Here is a 17,734-nt window from a genome sequence, read left to right as displayed (position 1 = left end):
GGGCCCCGGCGTGTACGACATTACCATCCGCCGCAAAGGAGATGGTCATGCTCACCCCCTCACTCAGCCCTTCGGTTATCGGCCAGGTCGGCCGCCCGGTCCCCCGCCCCGCCATCCCGAACACGTTTGCGGAGATTGCCGGTCATGCCGGGCTGATCGCCACCGAATACACCTACAAGAAAGACGAAGAGATCTACGGAGAGGACGAGCCGGCCGACTATGTCTACCAGGTGGTCAGGGGTGCCGTGCGCAGCTACAAGCTGCTCTCGGACGGCCGCCGCCAGATCGGCGCGTTCCATCTGCCGGGCGACGTATTCGGCCTGGAATCCAGTGCCTCGCACCGGCTCGCCGCTGAGGCCATCATCGACACCACGGTTCGCCTGGTCAAGCGCCGCAATCTCGAGCAGGCCGCCAGCACCGACGTCGCGGTCGCGCGCAAGCTCTGGACCATGACAGCGGGCGACCTCCGCCACGCCGAGGATCACATGCTGCTGCTCGGACGCAAGACCGCGATGGAGCGGGTCGCCACGTTCCTGCTCGAAATGGACCGCCGCCTTGCCGTCGCCGGCATGATGGCGCTGCCGATGTGCCGCCGCGATATCGGCGACTATCTCGGACTGACGCTCGAGACCGTCTCGCGCGCGCTTTCGCAGCTGCACAGCCAGGGCGTCCTTGGCTTCTCCGGCGCGCGCCAGATCGTGCTGCGCAACCGGCAAAAGCTGCACAACATGGATGCCTGAAGCGTGTTTCGGAAAGGTGGGAACCAGATTTCCCTCGCGCAAACGCCAAAGGCGTTTGCGCGGAGATCATGCCCGAATAAGGAGATCCTTGTTTCAATCGGCTTGTTCGCGCTGCCGCGTCTCCGGCATCAGCAGCGCGATCAACAGAAGACCCACGACCGCCACGCCCGACAAGCCGAGAAAGGCGGTGGCACTGCCGAACTTGTCGCTGACATAGCCGGCGAGCACGGTCGAGAGCGACGCGCCTATTCCTGTCGCGGTGCCGACGATGCCTTGCGCGAGGTTGAAATGGCCGCTGCCGAACGCGACATCGGCGACCGTGAGCGGGATCATCACGCTGAACACGGCGGCGGTTACGCCGTCGAACAGTTGCACCAGGACCAGCAGGTAGGGATCGTGCACGACCGCGAACAGGAGGCCGCGGATCGCAAGGGCCGAGAAGCCGAGCAGCAGCAGTGGCCGCCGGCCGAACGATTGCGCCGCCGAGCCCACCGACGGCGAGGCCAGCGCCACAATGGCCTGCGGCACCACGATGCAGAACGCGATCAGCACGGTGGCCCATTCGCTGGATCGCGTGGTCACCACGCCTGCCATCAGCGGCAGCATCGCCGCGTTGGCGAGCTGCAGCAGGAACACACCACAGGCGAAGATCAGCAGCGGCCGCTGACTGATCAGGCTCAGCACGCTGGCTGACGACTGCTCCACATTGTCACGCCGCGCGATGCCATGCGATCGGGGGATGTCGATCTCCTCATCGCGGATCTGCGACAATGCGATCAGGGTCGGAAATGCCAGGATGAAGGTGACCAGAAACACCGAGCGGCTGGAGAGCAGATAGCCGGCTGTGCCCATCACGGCCGCGGCGACGCCGTTGCCCAGCGAGGCAAAGCGAGCATTGCGCCCGAGCCGCCGGGCCATGCCACGCGGTCCGACCAGCCCAAGGCTGATCGCCGCGATCGCCGGACCAAGCACACAGCTCGCCGCAGCGTGCAGGGTCGCCGCCGTCGCGACCACCGGAAAGATCGGCCAGGTGGCATAGGCAAGTGCGCTGCAGCCGATCGTGGCGACTGCGAATGCGGCGACGAGCCGCTCCGATTTGGCAGCATCGATGATCGCACCACCCGGCATCTGCCCGATCAGGCCGACCACGCCGCCGATCGACAGCACGAGGCCAATCTGCGCCTGGGTCCATTTCTGCGTCGTCAGATACACTGCGATGAAGGGACCGAAGCCGGTCTGGACATCGGCCAGGAAGAAGATGAACCAGTCGAGGCCGCGCAGGCTTTGTTGCGACGGTGTCGACTTGCCGGGATCTGGGCGCGGTTCCGTCAGCGGCACGGCACGCAATTCCTCCGCCGCTTCGTGATGGGAAGCGGAATCGAACCGGTCAGCCGACTTCGACAGGCGCGCAATCAGGATGCCTCTCCGCGTCTTCCGTCATCTCCAGTCCAAAGGAGCGTCAACGCCCCGTTCCGACTCCATGCATCGGCGGGAGCCGGTCCCTCTGTCAGCACATTCTCAATGATCGAATTGCCAGGGTGACAGCTTTCCCGCCGCGCCGAGCACGACGATCGGCTTGTCTTCCTGATACTCCGGCGCCGCCATGACCTGCTCCTTGGTGAGATCGAGCGTGATGCTCTCGCCCTTGTTGGCGATATGGGCAAAGTGCAGCGCGTCCCAATCGACGACGATCTTGCGGCTGCCGACGCCGAGGAAGCCGCCGAAATCGATCACGGCCGCACGCACCATGCCCGTGCGGTCAACGATGACATCGACGATATTGCCCATGTCCTGATCGGTCGTGCTGCGCACGTGTCGCCCCAGCACGCCATGGGCTTCCTGCGCGCCGATGATGGTCACCGACGGTGGCGGCGCCGGCTCTTTGACGGCCGGTGCCGGCGTTTCCTTCGCTGCCGGTGCCGGAGTCTCCTTCGCTGCCGGCGGCGGCGATTGTTGCTGCTCGTCGGCGCGCAACTGCGAAGCCGCCATTAGCCCAAGCATCGGCAACAGCAAGACCAGTCGGCGTCCGACACCCATGCGCTCTCCTCACGCAACAATTTACGCCACAATCGGAATCAATGTGCCAGGACGATCGAGACCTGGATCTGTCCGCGGCGGCGCAACACTTCCAGCGAGACATCGTCACCGTGCCGCCGCACCCTGAGATCGACGGTCGACGCGCCCAGTTGCAGGTCGCGCAGGATCACTTCGTCGAGGAATTCGGGCAGATATGGATTTTTCAACCGGATCTCGCCCTTGACGGCGTCGAACTCGAGCCCGAGCGCAGCCTCCAGCAGCGTGAACGGCGTCGCGCTGGCCCAGGCCTGCGGCGCGCAGGCCACAGGATAGAGCGTCGGCCCGCGATGCTTCTCGCGCCGGAATCCGCAGAACAGCTCGGGCAGCCGTCGTAGATCCATATAGGTCGCAGCGTCGAACAGGCCCTTGAACACTTGCCCGACTGATCGCTTCAGGCCGTAGCGCGCAAGCCCGAGCGTGATCAGCGCATTGTCGTGCGGCCAGACCGACCCGTCATGATAGGACATCGGATTGTAGCGCGCTTCGCCATAGGCGATGGTGCGGATGCCCCAGCCGGAGAAGAAATGCGGGCGCAGCAGATCGGCTGCGACCTTGCGCGCGCGGTCCTCGCGCACCATGCCGCTGAACAGGAGCTGGCCGGCATTCGAGCTGCGCACCTTGCACGGCTTCTTCTTGCCGTCGAGCGCCAGCGCATAGGTGCCGAGATCCTCGCACCAGAAGGCGTCCTCGAATTGCTGAGCCAGCCGCTCGGCTTCGGCATCGAGTCTGTCGGCAACGTCCAGCTTGCCGAGCGCGCGGGCACAGCGCGCCGCCAGCCGCTTGCCGGCGAACACGTAGCCCTGCACCTCGGCGAGCGCGATATAGCCTTCGGCGAGCCGGCCATCGGCATGGAAGACGGCGTCGTAGGAATCCTTCCAGCCCTGGTTGGCCAATCCTTGCTCGGAGGCGCGTTGATACTCGATAAAGCCGTCGTGATCGGGATCGCCGGGACCGTCGATCCAGCGCAGCCCCGCCTCGATCGCCGGCCACAACTGCTTCAGCGCCTCGATGTCTCCGGTGCGCTCGAAATACAGACCGGCGAGCAGCACGAACAGCGGTGTGGAATCGACGCTGCCGTAGTAGCACGCGAACGGCACCTCGCGCAGCGCGGCCATCTCCCCGCCGCGCATCTCGTGCAGGATCTTGCCGGGCTCGGCGTCCGCTAGCGGGTCGGTCTGCTTGGCCTGGTGAAAGGCGAGCCGGCGCAGCACGCCGAGCGCGATGCGCGGATCGACCCACAGCATCTGCATCGCGGTGATCAGGCCGTCGCGGCCGAACGTGGTCGAGTACCAGGGAATGCCGGCATAGGGATAACGTCCCTGGGGCGTCTGCGTCATCAGGATGTTGAGGTCGGCCATCGCCTGGCACAGCACCTCGTTGAAGATGTCGTTGGAGGTCTCGATGCTGGCGGTGCCCATGGCGGATTTGCGCATCTCGCGGCGATGCGCCAGCAGGCTGCGAAAGAACCGGCCAGGCTTCTGTCCTTCCGGCGCATTGCAGGAGGCGGCGACGAACAGCGAAGCAGTCTCGTGCGGCGCCAGGTCGAAATGATAGGTCGCGACGTTGACGGCAAGACGCGTCGGTCGCGGATCGAAGTTGAGCGCAGTGGTGCGCGTGACGCCGTCGAGCCCGCGATATTCGAGCATCACGTCGGACGGTCCCTCGAGCCTGCTCGCGCCGACGCCGCGGCGCGGACGGGTCGAGCCGCGCACCTCGAACAGATCGGCGAAGTCGTTGTCGAACATCAGCCGCAGGTCGAAGCTCGCGCGATGCTCGCCGTGATTCTGCAGACCGATACGCTGATAGGCGGTGCCTCGCCACAGGAAGATCGTGCGCACGATGTGCAGCATGTCCTTGGGCAGCACCAGGCGGCCATGCTGGTAGATGTCGGGATTGGTAAGATCGATCGTCAGCGCCGAATTGTCGTCGCGCAGGCTCGATCCCAGGAGTAGCGGCTGGACGTCATCCAGCATCAGCTCCAGGCGGGCGAGATAGCGTGTGTCGGCATTGAACAGGCCGTCCGGCCCGCCGGCCGAGGCGCCGATATCGCCATGACCGTCGAGCACGATGAACGTATCGTCATGTTTGAGCGAGCGCCGCGGCCGCGCCGCGGGCCCGGTCATCGGAATGTAGAACGGCTGCTCGGCGACCGGTTCGTCCGGCCGTGATGCTAATGCGATCTGGGTTGCGACTTCGGCCGCCATGTGGACCTCGTGCGTTGTCTGATTGCGCTTCGGGGACGCAACTCAACCCGTTGATACTCAGTCAGACGCCCCCTTGCCGCTGGCGCGGCATGCCCTGCCCCCGCTTATGCCGCGAACTTCGCCAGCCTGCTCATTTCCTGGGTGACGAGCTCGCGATACGGACCCTCGCCCTGCATCAAGCGATCCGGCGGGCCGTCCTCGAGGATCTTGCCGGCCTTCAGCACCACCACGCGGTCGAAATTGCGCAAGGTGGCGAGACGGTGCGCGATCGCGATCACGGTGCGGCCGCGCATGAGCCGACTGAGCGCTTCGCGGATCGCCTCCTCGGATTCGCTGTCCAGGGCCGCAGTAGCCTCGTCCAGCAGCAGGATCGGCGCGTCCTTCAGGAACGCGCGCGCGATCGCGATGCGCTGGCGCTGGCCGCCCGACAGCTTGACGCCGCGGTCGCCGACCATGGTGTCGAGCCCGTCCGGCAAGCTCTCGACGAAATCGCAGCGCGCCGCGATCGCCGCCCGCAGCACCTCGTCGTCGGTCGCGCTCGGCCTGCCGTAGCGAATGTTCTCCAGAATGGAGCGGTGGAAAAGCGAGATGTCCTGCGGGACCACGGAGATGGATTCGCGCAGGCTCTGCTGCGTGACCCTGGCGATGTCCTGCCCATCGATCGTGATGTTGCCGGACTGCACGTCGTAGAAGCGCTGCAGCAGCGTAAACAGGCTCGACTTGCCGCCACCGGACTGGCCGACCAAGCCGACGCGCTGCCCCGGATGGAGCCGCAACGTGAAGCGATCGAAGATCTTCTGACCGCCCGGATACTGGAAGCTGATGTTGTTGAAGGCGATCGCGGCACCGCTTTTGACCAGCGGCTCGGCTTCGGGGTGATCGCGCAGCTCGTGCGGCTGCAGCAGCGTCGCGATGGCTTCGCTCAGCCGCGCGACATGCTGAGTGACATCGACCAGGGCCACCGCGAGGTCGCGCGTCGCGTTGAGGATGGTCAGGCCTAGCGTACATACCAGCACCACGTCGCCGGTGGTCGCACCGCCCTTCTGCCACAGCGAGATGGCCCATGCCATCAACGCGATCGTCAGCGCGATAGTGACGGATGCGTGCAGGATTCGGAGCTTCTCCAGATAACGAAGGCTGCGGCCGCGTGCTACCAGTTCCCGATTCACGGTTGCGTCAAATCGATCATGTTCGTGGCTGAGTCCGCAGAACGCCCGTACCAGCGGCATGTTGGAGATCACATCGACCATCTCGCCATCCACGATAGCCGCCTTGTCGGCGAAATCATCGTGCAGCGGCTTGCCCGCAGCGGCGAGACGGAACATCGCGACCACCATGCTGCCTGCGATCACGATCAGTCCGAAGGTCATCGGAATGCTGACCGTCCCGATCAGGCAGATCGCCGAGACCGTGGCGAAGCATGGTGGAAACACGTTCCAGACGAACATGTTCTCCACCGTGAAAACGGCGTTGGATGTGGCCGTGATGCGGCTCGACAACATGCCGGGCAGACGATCGCCGAAGTAGCTCGGTGCATGACCGGTGAGATGCCGGAAGATGTCGCGGCGCAGATCCCCGGTCACACCGACGAAGGTGAAGCTCGCGATCCAGCTCGCCACGCGCCACAGCAGATTGTCGGCGCCGATCAGCACCATCAGCACCGCAAACGCCGTCCAGACGTTCCCGCCGCCGCCAGGTCCCGCTGACAACGTATCGACCAGAAACTTGACGCCATATTGCGTGCCCACTGAACAGCCAACTGCACCGACGACGGCCAAGAAGATGATGAGATGCGAGACCGGGCGCTGGCGCAGATAGCGCAGGACGAAGGGAAAAGGCCGGTGCGCGTAGCCTGAAAGCTGATCCATGTGACTTCCGTTATGTGGGAGAATTGCTGTTACCGGCACCCATTCGCTCGATTGAACGACGAACTCTTTTGTTCGGTTCCCACCTCATCACCATCGAAGCGCCACCGTTATCCAACATCGACCGCGGCGTAGGCTTGGAAGCACCAGATGGCATCAATGAGACCTCAGTCCGAAACCGTGTGTCAAAGAAACAACAATTGTTGAAAGGAACTTCGCAAATGCGAGAACGTTCCAGCTTTGGCGTGTCGGTGCCACAGGGGGCTTCCATCCAAATAATCACAGATAGGAGACAGTGAGATGCGCATCGCGCAGGTTGCTCCATTGACGGAGGCTGTGCCACCGAAGCTGTATGGCGGGACAGAGCGGGTGGTACATTGGTTGACCGAAGAGCTCGTGGCGCTCGGCCACGACGTCACGCTCTTTGCGAGCGGTGATTCCCAAACTTCGGCAAGACTGTGCGCGACTTGGCCGAAAGCCCTGCGTCTCGACGGCTCGGTGCGTGATCCCAACGCGCTGCATATGGTGATGTTGGAGAACGTGCGACAGAAATGCGACGACGAGGAGTTCGATTTCCTGCATTTCCATCTCGACTACTACCCGTGGTCATTGTTCTACCGTCAGCCCACGCCATTCCTCACAACTTTGCATGGCAGGCTTGATTTACCGGAGCATCAGCCCGTGTTCTCGGTATTCTCGGATGTGCCCGTTGTGTCGATCTCGGACGCCCAGCGGCGGCCGGTTCCGAACGCCAATTGGGTCCGCACTGTCCTGCACGGCCTGCCCGAGAAGCTGCTGATGCCGCAACCAGCGACGCCGAGCTATCTTGCCGTGCTCGGCCGCATCGCGCCTGAAAAGGGCGTCGACCGTGCGATCAAGATCGCAATGCGCTGCGGCATCCCGCTCAAGATCGCCGCCAAGGTCGACCGCGCCGACCAGGACTACTACGACCAGCTCATCTACCCAATGATCAACGGCAATCCGCTGGTCGAATATATCGGCGAGATCAGCGATCACGAGAAGTCGGAGTTTCTCTCCGGCGCCATCGGCCTGTTGCTGCCGATCGACTGGCCGGAGCCGTTCGGCCTCGTCATGATCGAAGCGATGGCCTGCGGCACGCCTGTCATCGCTTATAACCGCGGCTCGGTGCCGGAGGTGATCGACCCCGGCATCACTGGATTTGTCGTGGAGGACGAGCTTAGCGCGGTTGCCGCAGTTGGTCAGTTGTCGCAGCTGAGCCGAGCACGCGTCCGCGAACGGTTCGAGACCCGCTTCACCGCGCGGCGGATGGCGCTGGACTACCTCGCCGCCTATCGCAGCCTGATGGAGGCCGCCGAGCCGCGCATCAAGCTGGTCAGTAGCGCCGAGTAATCGGAGCTTCCGCTCGCATGCAATCTCGCAAGCCCTCCCCGGGGCTTGCGAGATGAGCAAGGTCCGCCGTCACCTTCTATTGCACCGCATATTGTAAGCGTCATCCGACGCCGCTAGCATCCCTCCCAATCAACAAGCGAACGGACGCACGGACGAAAGCACCGGCGCCGGATGCATTAAAGGGGGAAGCGGCATGACCGGGGACCGTCAGGATTCCATTCCGCGCAAGGCCGGCCATACGCGGCGAACCGGACCGGAGCGGGCCAGCCGCCGAGAATTCCTCCTCAAGGCCGGCGGCGCGATCGCCGCGGGCGCCTTTGGTGCGGTGCCGCTGCGCGGCTGGGCCGCCGATCCCATCAACATCGGCGCGCTCTATCCGACCACCGGCAGCATGGCGCAGATCGGCGTCGGCTGCGTCGCCGCAGCCAAGCTCGCGGTCGACATGGTCAACGAAGCCGGCGGCATCAAATCGCTCGGCGGCGCCAAGCTCAACCTGATCGTTTCAGACGTGCAGAGCGACACCACGGTCACTCGCACCGAGACCGACCGGCTGATCACCGGCAACAAGCTATCGGCGATCCATGGCTGCTATGCCAGCGCGCTGACGCTGATCGCGAGCGAGGTCTGCGAGCGCGCCAAGGTGCCGATCATCACCGGCTCAAGCTCCGATCAGCTCAACAAGGGTCGCCGCTTCACGTTCACGCCGTTCGCCCGCGCTTCACAATTCGCCAAGACGCAGTTGCAGATGGCGAGGCTGGTCAGCGAACAGCCGAAGGTCGCCGTGATCTTCGAGAACACCGCCTTCGGCACCTCGACGTCGAACGGTCTGAAGGAGCAGGCAGCCGGCGAAGGAGTCGAGATCGTGATGTTCGAGCCGTATTCGGCCGGCTTCACCGATGCCAGCCCACTGATCAACAAGGTGAAGGCCTCCGGCGCCAACACCCTGTTCTCGATCTCCTATCTGAACGATCTCATCCTGATCGTACGCACGGTCCGGCAGGTCGGCCTCAACATCGCGATCAATGGCGGCTCCGGCGGATTCGTGATGCCGGATTTCTACAAGAATGTCGGCGAAGCGGCCGAAGGCCTGCAAGGCGTGGCGCACTGGAATCACGATGTCAGCGAGGACGCGCAGAAGGTCAACGCCGAATTCAAGAAGCGCACCGGCGAGTTCGCCTTCGAATATGCCGGCGGCCTGGTGGCGCAGACCTTCATGCTGGCGGATGCACTCGAGCGCGCCGCCTCCGCCGATCCGCAGAAAGTGCGCGAGGCCCTGTCGACCCTCGATGTCTCCTCCGGCTACGCCGCGATGGCGCCGGGCGGCAAGGTGAAGTTCGGTCCCGACGGCAAGAACATCTACGGGCGTCCCGTCGGCGTGCAATGGCAGAAGAGTGATCTCGTTAGCGTCTTTCCCAAGGACGACGCCCGCGCGCCGCTCCTGAAAACCTGATCGCCGGCGGGTCCAGATGTTCGAGACCATCGTCCAGGCCGTCATCAACGGCCTGCTCATCGGCGGCATCTATGCGCTCGTCAGCATCGGCGTCACGCTGATCTTCGGCGTCGTCAAGATCGTGAATTTCGCCCAGGGCGAGTTCGTGATGCTCGGGATGTACATCTCGTACTATCTTGCCAGCCAATTCGGCGTCGATCCCATTCTATCGCTGGTGGTTTCGATGCCAGTGCTGTTCGCCGTCGGTGTCGCGATCCAGCATGTGCTGATCCGACGCGTGCTCGGGCCGAACGACATGCCGCAGATCTTCTTGACCTTCGCGCTGTCTCTGCTGCTGCTCAATCTGGCGCTGATGCTGTTCACGGCGAACTACCGCACCGTCCACACCTCCTATTCCGACGCGGCCTTCCATCTCGGTGGGCTCTACATTCCCGTGGCCAAGCTGATCGCCTTTGTCGTGGCGATGGGCCTGAGCGGCGCGCTCTGGCTGTTCCTGCACACCACCGATCTCGGCCGTGCGATGCGGGCCGCCTCGCAGAACCGTGACGTCGCAACGCTGATGGGCATCAACCCGAACCGGGTGTTCGCGGTGGCTTTTGGTGCGGCGCTGGCGCTCGCCGGCGCCGCCGGCTCGCTCTTGATGCCGTTCTATTCCGCCTATCCCTTTGTCGGCCAGACTTTCGTGCTGATGGCCTTCGTCGCCGTCGTGCTCGGCACACTCGGCAACGTGCCGGGCGCACTGATGGCGAGCCTGATGATGGGAGTCGCTGAATCGCTCGGCATTCAGTTCGTCGGCGCCGATTCCGGGCTGATCGTGGTGTTCGCGATGCTGCTGCTGACGCTCGCCTTCAAGCCGAACGGCCTCGGCCGCGGGAGGCTGCGCTCATGAGCGGCACCAAGACAATCCTACTCGTCGGCCTCGCAGTGGTCATGCTGGTCCTGCCGCAGCTCGTGACCAGCTCGTTCGCGCTCGACATCCTGATCCGCATCCTCTTATTCTCCTTCATCGGCGTCGCCTGGAACTTGATGGGCGGCTATGCCAAGCAACTCTCCCTCGGTCAAGCCGCCTATTTCGGGCTGGGCGCCTACACCTCGACGCTGATGCAGATCGATTTCGACATCTCGCCGTGGATCGGCATGGTCGCCGGCGGCGTGGTGGCTGCACTTGCCAGCCTGCCGATCGGCTGGCTCTGCTTCCGCCTGCGCGGCCCCTATTTCACGATCGCCACCATTGCGACCGCGCAAGCGCTGATGCTGATCTTCCTCAAATTCCGCGACTTCGCCTGGGGCGCCGAGGGCACCACGATCCCGAATCTCGGCTCGGCGCCACTGATGCTGCAGTTCGAGGGCAAGGCCGCCTATTACTACGTCGCGCTCGGCCTGCTCGCGCTTGGTCTTCTCGTCACCTTCCTGATCGAGCGCTCCTTCATCGGCTATTACCTAGTCGCGATCGGCGAGGACGAGGATGCGGCGGAGGCGATCGGCGTCAATGCCCCGCGCATCAAGCGCGACATCTATATGATATCGGCATTCCTGACCGCGCTCGCCGGCACCTTCTATGTCCAGTACATCTACTTTATCGATCCCGCGACCGCCTTCAACTTCAACATCTCGATCGAGGCCGCGCTGGTCTCGATTGTCGGCGGCATCGGCACGCTGTGGGGACCCGTCATCGGCACCGTGCTCCTGGAGACGACATCGGCGCTGCTGCAGAGCTGGCTCGGCTCCTCGACCGGTGGCGTGCAGCTCACCGTCTACAGCCTGATCCTGATGGCAGTGATCCTGTGGCGGCCGACCGGATTGATGGGCGTGCTCCACGACATCCTTGAGCGTCATCGGCAGCGCCATCCGATAAAGACCGCCAAGGCTGCGCCATGACCGATGCGCTCGTCATCAGCGGACTCTCCAAGCGCTTCGGCGGCCTGCGCGCCGTGCAGGATGTCAGCTTCACCGTGCGGGAGAACGAGACATTGGCGCTGATCGGTCCCAACGGCGCCGGCAAGACCACGAGCTTCCATCTGATCACCGGATTCCACCGCCCCGATTCCGGCTCGGTGCGCGCCTTCGGACGGGAGATCGTCGGCCTGCGGCCGCACGATGTCTGCGCCCATGGGCTGGCGCGCACTTTCCAGGTGGGAAAACCGTTCGGCGCGATGACGGTGCTCGACAACGTCATGACCGGCGCCTTCCTGCGCGACCGCCGCGTCGCCGCAGCCCGCGACAAGGCGCTCGAAGTGATCGAGTTCGTCGGGCTCTCAGCGCGCGCCCGCACCAAGGCGAAGGACCTGACCACCATCGACCAGCGCCGGCTGGAGATGGCGCGGGCGCTGGCGACCCAGCCGAAGATCCTGCTGCTCGACGAGGTGATGGCCGGCCTCAACCCGGCCGAGATCGATCAGGCGGTGGCGCTGGTCGGCAAGCTCTCGGCAAGCGGCCTCACCATCGTCATCGTCGAGCATGTCATGCGCGCAATCATGGCGGTGGCACGGCACATCGTCGTGCTCGACCACGGGCAGAAGATTGCGGAAGGAGCGCCCAAGGACATCGTGGAAAACCCCGAAGTGATCCGTGCCTATCTCGGCTCCGGCTATGCGCATCCGCCCACGACAGGAGGCGGACATGCTTGAGCTGAGTGGCGTCAGCGCCGCCTACGGCTCGGTCCCGGCGCTATCAGATGTCTCGATCACGATCGACGCTGGCGAGGCCGTCGGCCTGCTCGGCGCCAACGGCGCCGGCAAGAGCACGACCTTGCGTGCGATCTCGGGCCTGATCCGGCTCACGGCGGGCATGATCACGTTCGACGGCGCCGACCTAACGGCGTGCGCTCCCTACCGGATTCCGGAGCTCGGCATCGCGCATGTGCCGGAAGGCCGCCAGGTGTTTCCGGAAATGACGGTGCAGGAGAACCTCGAGATCGGCGCCTACGTGCCGAAGGCCAAGGCCGAGCGCGCGCGCGCCATGGAGTTGGTCTACGGCATCTTCCCGCACCTCGCCGACCGCAGAAAACAGCTCGCTGGCACCATGAGCGGCGGCGAGCAGCAGATGCTCGCGGTCGGCCGCGGGCTGATGCTCAGGCCGCGGCTGCTCATGCTGGACGAGCCGTCGCTGGGCTTAGCTCCCGTCATGACCGATGTCACCTTCGAGAAGATCGGCGAGATCCACAAGATGGGCACTGCGATCCTGCTGGTCGAGCAGAACGTCAGCCGTGCGCTGGCGCTGGTGCAGCGCGCCTATGTGCTGGAAAGCGGCCAGGTGACGCTGCAGGGCACCAGCGCCGAGCTTGCCGGCAACAGGGAGGTGCAAGCGGCGTATCTGGGGATTTGAGTGCGCCGCCTTGCGCGACCATCAAGCTGCCGCGGTCGAGATCATCAGGCTGCGCGCCGACGGTGTGCTCGTCGGCGCCAGCCCGAGTTGGAACTGCTCGGAGGCCGCGCGCAACACCTGCGAGGTGGCCGCCGAGAATCTCGGGGCGCGATCCCGTCACCGGGCAGGACGACGATACGCATGAGGTCACTCCCTTGCTGGATGGCTACGCTGGTCGAGCATGCGCACAGCAACGATGTCACGCGATTGTTAGCGGACGAATTGTGAGCTGTCCCGCACGCAAAAGGGCGGATCGCGCATACGCCCATGCGCTGGCCTCACTGGGAGACATGCCGGTTCGTAGTATATGCCTCGGATAGGCGCGCCACGCGCAGTGAAGGGCCCGGAATGTCCAACCGCCAGCAAGCCGCCAAGGACGCGGTAAGAGATGCCGCGCCCGGCGCTGCCGCGAGCGATGGCCTGCCTTGGGAGCAGCGCCGCTGGGCGGTGGCCGCGATCTTCACCGCGCTGGCGATGGCCTCGCTCGATACCGCGATCGCCAACATCGCGCTGCCCGCGATCTCGGCCGACCTTCATGTCAGCCCCGCGGAAGCGGTCTGGGTGGTGAATGTCTATCAGATCGCGCTGGTCGCGACTCTGCTGCCGCTCGGCGCGCTCGGCGAGATCGTCGGCCATCAGCGCATTTATCTGGGTGGCCTCTTGCTGTTCACGCTGGCCTCGGTCGGCTGCGCGCTGGCATGGTCGCTGCCGAGCCTGCTGGTCGCCCGGACGCTACAGGGCTTGGGTGCCAGCGGCATCATGGCCGTGAACGCGGCACTGGTCCGCTTCGTCTATCCGAGCCGGATGGCAGGTCGCGGCTTCGGCCATAACGCGCTCGTCGTCGGCGTCGCCTTCACCTTCGGTCCGACCATCGCGTCCGGCATTCTCGCATTCGGCCCCTGGCCCTGGCTGTTCGCGGTCAACCTGCCGTTCGGCGTCGTAGCGATGCTGATCGGTGCCCGCATGCTGCCGCCGACACCGCGCACCGGCCATTCCTTCGATTTTCCCGGCGCCCTGCTCGCTGCAACCTGCCTCGGCCTGTTCATCACCGGCATCGGCAGCGCCGCCCATGGCGCCACCGCCATCACCGTCATCATCGAGCTTGCCGCAGCTCTCTTGCTCGGCTTCTTCCTGCAGCGGCGACATGCCGACCATCCGGCGCCGATGCTGCCGATCGACCTGTTCCGCCGAGCACTGTTCGCGCTGTCGGCTGCAACCGCGGTCTGCTCCTTTGCCGTGCAGGGCCTCGCCTTCGTGTCACTGCCGTTCTACTTCGAGGACATACTGCATCGCTCACAGGTCGAGACAGGCTTCTTCCTGACGCCCTGGCCGCTGGTGGTCGCGATCATGGCGCCGATCGGCGGCCATCTCTCCGATCGCTATCCCGCCGGACTGCTCTGCGGCGCTGGGCTCGTGCTGCTTTGCACTGGCATGGCCCTGTTGGCGCTGCTGCCGGCCGAGCCCAGCGTCGTCAACATCGTCTGGCGCATGGTCGTGTGCGGCATCGGTTTCGGCTTCTTCCAGACTCCGAATCTGAGAGCGATCATGTCGAGCGCGCCGCCACACCGCAGCGGCAGCGCCAGCGGCATCGTCGCGACCGCGCGCCTGACGGGACAGACCACTGGCGCCGCGCTGGCCGCGCTCTGTTTTACGCTCGCGGGCCGCGAGGGTGCAACACTGGCGCTCGCGCTCGGCGCGGGCTTTGCCGCGCTCGGCAGCGTGATGAGCTTCCTGCGGCTCGCCGTCGCGCCGCCGGGCGGCAGCTAATCGTCGCAGCAACACCGCACGGCAAAGCATCTTCCGCTATGGCCTAAGCTTTTTTTGCGCGCCACAGACGCAGATTCTTGATTTGAACGATTCCAGCGCCCGGTCCAAATTCGCGCCCTGCAGTTCAACTGGCGAGTTGAACGAACCGGGGATATGCGATGGCAAACCTGACGATCAATGGAAAGACTTTCGATCTCGATGTCGAGCCCGATACGCCGCTGCTGTGGGCGATCCGCGAGAACGCGGGACTGACCGGCACCAAATATGGCTGCGGCATCGCACAATGCGGCGCCTGCACCGTGCATATCGACGGCGTCGCAATGCGCTCCTGCGGCATCTCCGTATCGGAGGCGAGCGGCAAGCAAATCACAACCATCGAGGGAATCGCCACCAACGGCGTGCTGCACAAGGTGCAACAGGCCTGGATCGAGAACGACGTGCCGCAATGCGGCTACTGCCAGAGCGGCATGATCATGGCCGTGGCGGCGCTGCTGAAGGACAATCCCAAGCCGACCGATCAGGACATCAACGACACCATCACGAATATCTGCCGCTGCGGCACCTTCCAGCAGGTGCGCGAAGCGATCCATGCCGCGGCGAGCGCGTGAAGGGGGCGTCCATGAATAAGCATGTTGTGACGCCCAAGCTCAATCGCCGCGCTTTCGTGATCGGTGCGGCCACGCTCGGCAGCGGTCTTGCGCTCGGCCTCGACATCCCCTTCGGCGGCCCGCAGCCCGTTCGCGCCGCCGATGGCACGCCAGAGGTCAACGCCTGGGTCGTGATCCGGCCGGACGACACCGTGGTGATCCGCATCGCGCGCTCGGAGATGGGCCAGGGCACGCTCACTGGACTAGCCCAGCTCGTCGCCGAGGAACTCGAATGCGACTGGAGCAAGGTGACGACGGAATATCCGACGCCGGGCCAGAACGTCGCCCGCAAGCGCGTCTGGGGCGAATTTTCGACTGGCGGCAGCCGCGGCATCCGCACCTCGCAGGACTATGTGCGCAGGGGCGGCGCGACCGCACGCATGATGCTGATCCAGGCCGCGGCGAACGACTGGAGCGTGCCGGCTTCCGAATGCTCTGCCGCCAACAGCGTCATCACCCATACGCCATCCGGCCGCACCACAACCTATGGCAAGGTCGCTGAAGCCGCGGCGAAGCTGACGCCGCCGGCGGACGTCAAGCTGAAGGACCCGAAGGACTGGAAGCTGATCGGCAAGGGCGTCAAGCGGCTCGACACGCCCGACAAGGTCACGGGGGCAATGATCTATGGCATCGATTTCAAGCTGCCCGGAATGCTCAATGCCGCGATCAAGGACTGCCCGGTCACCGGCGGCAAGCTGAAGAGCTTTGACGAAGCTAAGATCGCCGGCATGAAGGGCGTCAAGAAGGTGGTGCGGGTCGGCGATACGGCCGTCGCGGTCATCGCCGATACCTGGTGGCACGCCAAGACCGCCCTCGACGCGTTGCCGATTGCCTGGGACGAAGGCCCGAACGCCAAGGTTTCCTCGGCTTCGATCGCGCAATGGCTCGCCGAGGGTCTCGACTCCGGCCCCGCCTATGTCGGCAACGAGAACGGCGACGTGAAGACCGCGCTTGCAGGTGCTGTGAAGAAGGTCGAGGCTGTCTACAACTATCCCTATCAGAACCACGCCAATATGGAGCCGCTGAATGCCACCGCGCTCTACACGCCCGACAAATGCGAGGTCTGGTGCGGCACCCAGAACGGCGAGGCGGCGTTCGCCGCCGTGCTGGAGGCGACGGGCTTGCCTGCCGACAAATGCGAGGTGCATAAGCTGATGCTCGGCACCGGCTTCGGCCGGCGCGGCCAGACCGACTATGTCCGCCAGGCCGTGCTCGTCGCCAAGGAGATGCCGGGCACGCCGGTCAAGCTGTTGTGGTCGCGTGAGGAGGATATGACGCATGGGCGCTATCATCCGGTCACGCAATGCAAGCTGACCGGCGGCTTCGATGCCGACAACAACCTCACTGCGCTGCACATCCGCATCTCCGGCCAATCGATCCTGTTCAGCCTGCGCCCGGAGGCGCTGGTCAATGGCAAGGACCCGGCGACCTTTGCGGGGTTCAATGCCTCGGGCGATGCGACGATCGGCTATTCGGTGCCGAATCTGCTGATCGAGCACTCCATGCGCAATCCGCACATCATTCCGGGCTTCTGGCGCGGGGTGAATGTGAACCAGAACGCGATCTATCTCGAATGCTTCATGGACGAGCTGGCGCAGGCGGCGGGCCAAGACCCGCTGGAGTTCCGGCGCAAGCTGATGAAGGACCATCCGAAGCATCTCGCGGTGCTCAATGCGGTGGCCGAGAAGATCGGCTGGGGCACCGAGGCGCCGCAGGGCGTTTATCGCGGCCTGGCGCAGCTCCACTCCTATGGCAGCTACGTCGCGGCAGCCGCGGAGATCTCGGTCACCGAGGGCACCAAGATCAAGGTGCACCGCATCGTCGCCTCCACCGATCCCGGCTACGCCGTCAACCCGGCGCAGATCGAGCGGCAGATCGCGGGCTCCTTCGTCTATGGCCTCTCCGGCCTGTTCTATGGCGGCTGCACCGTGAAGGACGGCCGCATCGAGCAGACCAACTTCGACACCTACAATTCGATGCGCATCAGCGAGATGCCGAAGGTGGAGTCGATCATCATGCCGAGCGGCGGCTTCTGGGGCGGCGTCGGCGAGCCGACCATCAGCGTCGCCGCACCTGCGGTGCTGAACGCCTACTTCGCCGCAACCGGCAAGCGCATCCGCTCGGTGCCGCTGCGCGACCAGAACATCAGCTTTGCTTGACACTCCGGCGGCGGTCTCATCGGAGAGACCGCCGCCGTGCTAAGCTGAACTCATGTCGACTGACCCAAAACATGCACTGACACGCAGGCAGG

General features: G+C 64.6%; 14 protein-coding genes. 10 read left to right on the top strand and 4 right to left on the bottom strand.

Features of this window, described 5'->3' with window-relative positions; all coding sequences use genetic code 11:
* Positions 1 to 47: 47 nt before the first annotated feature.
* Positions 48 to 740 (top strand): helix-turn-helix domain-containing protein, encoded by a 693-nt coding sequence (locus tag P6U24_RS13395; protein ID WP_407159568.1) that lies wholly within the window; start codon positions 48 to 50, stop codon positions 738 to 740.
* 93 nt (positions 741 to 833) lie between these two features.
* On the opposite strand, the gene P6U24_RS13390 is transcribed toward P6U24_RS13395, so the two are convergent.
* The 4 genes from P6U24_RS13390 to P6U24_RS13375 all read right to left on the bottom strand — a co-directional run bounded on the left by P6U24_RS13390 (position 834) and on the right by P6U24_RS13375 (position 6,888).
* A complete protein-coding gene (locus P6U24_RS13390) occupies positions 834 to 2,078 on the bottom strand; it encodes an MFS transporter (protein WP_407159567.1) in 1,245 nt (414 codons plus the stop codon).
* Positions 2,079 to 2,258: 180 nt separating this feature from the next.
* Positions 2,259 to 2,777, bottom strand: coding sequence for a PRC-barrel domain-containing protein (locus tag P6U24_RS13385; RefSeq protein ID WP_407159566.1), 519 nt, complete (start codon positions 2,775 to 2,777; stop codon positions 2,259 to 2,261).
* Between the two features lie 38 nt (positions 2,778 to 2,815).
* Positions 2,816 to 5,020 carry a glycogen debranching N-terminal domain-containing protein gene (locus tag P6U24_RS13380; RefSeq protein ID WP_407159565.1) on the bottom strand — a complete coding sequence of 735 codons (2,205 nt, stop codon included), beginning with the start codon at positions 5,018 to 5,020 and terminating at the stop codon, positions 2,816 to 2,818.
* 104 nt (positions 5,021 to 5,124) lie between these two features.
* Positions 5,125 to 6,888 (bottom strand): ABC transporter ATP-binding protein, encoded by a 1,764-nt coding sequence (locus P6U24_RS13375; RefSeq protein WP_407159564.1) that lies wholly within the window; start codon positions 6,886 to 6,888, stop codon positions 5,125 to 5,127.
* Positions 6,889 to 7,185: 297 nt separating this feature from the next.
* Between P6U24_RS13375 and P6U24_RS13370 the strand changes: the two genes are divergently transcribed.
* The 9 genes from P6U24_RS13370 (at position 7,186) to P6U24_RS13330 (ending at position 17,642) form a co-directional block, all read left to right on the top strand.
* The gene (locus P6U24_RS13370; RefSeq protein WP_407159563.1) at positions 7,186 to 8,256 is read left to right on the top strand and encodes a glycosyltransferase family 4 protein; all 1,071 of its coding nucleotides are present in this window, start codon (positions 7,186 to 7,188) and stop codon (positions 8,254 to 8,256) included.
* 193 nt (positions 8,257 to 8,449) lie between these two features.
* Complete coding sequence (locus P6U24_RS13365; RefSeq protein ID WP_407159562.1) at positions 8,450 to 9,706, top strand: ABC transporter substrate-binding protein; 1,257 nt, start codon at positions 8,450 to 8,452, stop codon at positions 9,704 to 9,706.
* A 16-nt stretch (positions 9,707 to 9,722) separates the two neighbouring features.
* Positions 9,723 to 10,595: a branched-chain amino acid ABC transporter permease gene (locus P6U24_RS13360; RefSeq protein WP_407159561.1), complete on the top strand. Its 873-nt coding sequence runs from the start codon at positions 9,723 to 9,725 to the stop codon at positions 10,593 to 10,595.
* Complete coding sequence (locus P6U24_RS13355; RefSeq protein WP_407159560.1) at positions 10,592 to 11,584, top strand: branched-chain amino acid ABC transporter permease; 993 nt, start codon at positions 10,592 to 10,594, stop codon at positions 11,582 to 11,584. The genes P6U24_RS13360 and P6U24_RS13355 overlap by 4 nt, the downstream gene beginning before the upstream one ends.
* On the top strand, positions 11,581 to 12,333 hold the full coding sequence (locus tag P6U24_RS13350) for an ABC transporter ATP-binding protein (protein ID WP_407159559.1): 753 nt from the start codon (positions 11,581 to 11,583) through the stop codon (positions 12,331 to 12,333). Before P6U24_RS13355 ends, P6U24_RS13350 begins: the two co-directional genes overlap by 4 nt.
* A complete protein-coding gene (locus P6U24_RS13345; RefSeq protein WP_407159558.1) occupies positions 12,326 to 13,030 on the top strand; it encodes an ABC transporter ATP-binding protein in 705 nt (234 codons plus the stop codon). Before P6U24_RS13350 ends, P6U24_RS13345 begins: the two co-directional genes overlap by 8 nt.
* 387 nt (positions 13,031 to 13,417) lie before the next feature.
* On the top strand, positions 13,418 to 14,836 hold the full coding sequence (locus P6U24_RS13340) for an MFS transporter (protein WP_407159557.1): 1,419 nt from the start codon (positions 13,418 to 13,420) through the stop codon (positions 14,834 to 14,836).
* A 158-nt stretch (positions 14,837 to 14,994) separates the two neighbouring features.
* On the top strand, positions 14,995 to 15,444 hold the full coding sequence (locus P6U24_RS13335; protein WP_407159556.1) for a (2Fe-2S)-binding protein: 450 nt from the start codon (positions 14,995 to 14,997) through the stop codon (positions 15,442 to 15,444).
* A gap of 11 nt (positions 15,445 to 15,455) precedes the next feature.
* Positions 15,456 to 17,642: a molybdopterin cofactor-binding domain-containing protein gene (locus P6U24_RS13330; protein ID WP_407159555.1), complete on the top strand. Its 2,187-nt coding sequence runs from the start codon at positions 15,456 to 15,458 to the stop codon at positions 17,640 to 17,642.
* Positions 17,643 to 17,734 lie beyond the last annotated feature (92 nt).

This window comes from Bradyrhizobium sp. STM 3557 (assembly GCF_045571465.1).
Classification (GTDB): domain Bacteria; phylum Pseudomonadota; class Alphaproteobacteria; order Rhizobiales; family Xanthobacteraceae; genus Bradyrhizobium.
This window is presented reverse-complemented; position numbering and strand designations above follow the sequence as displayed.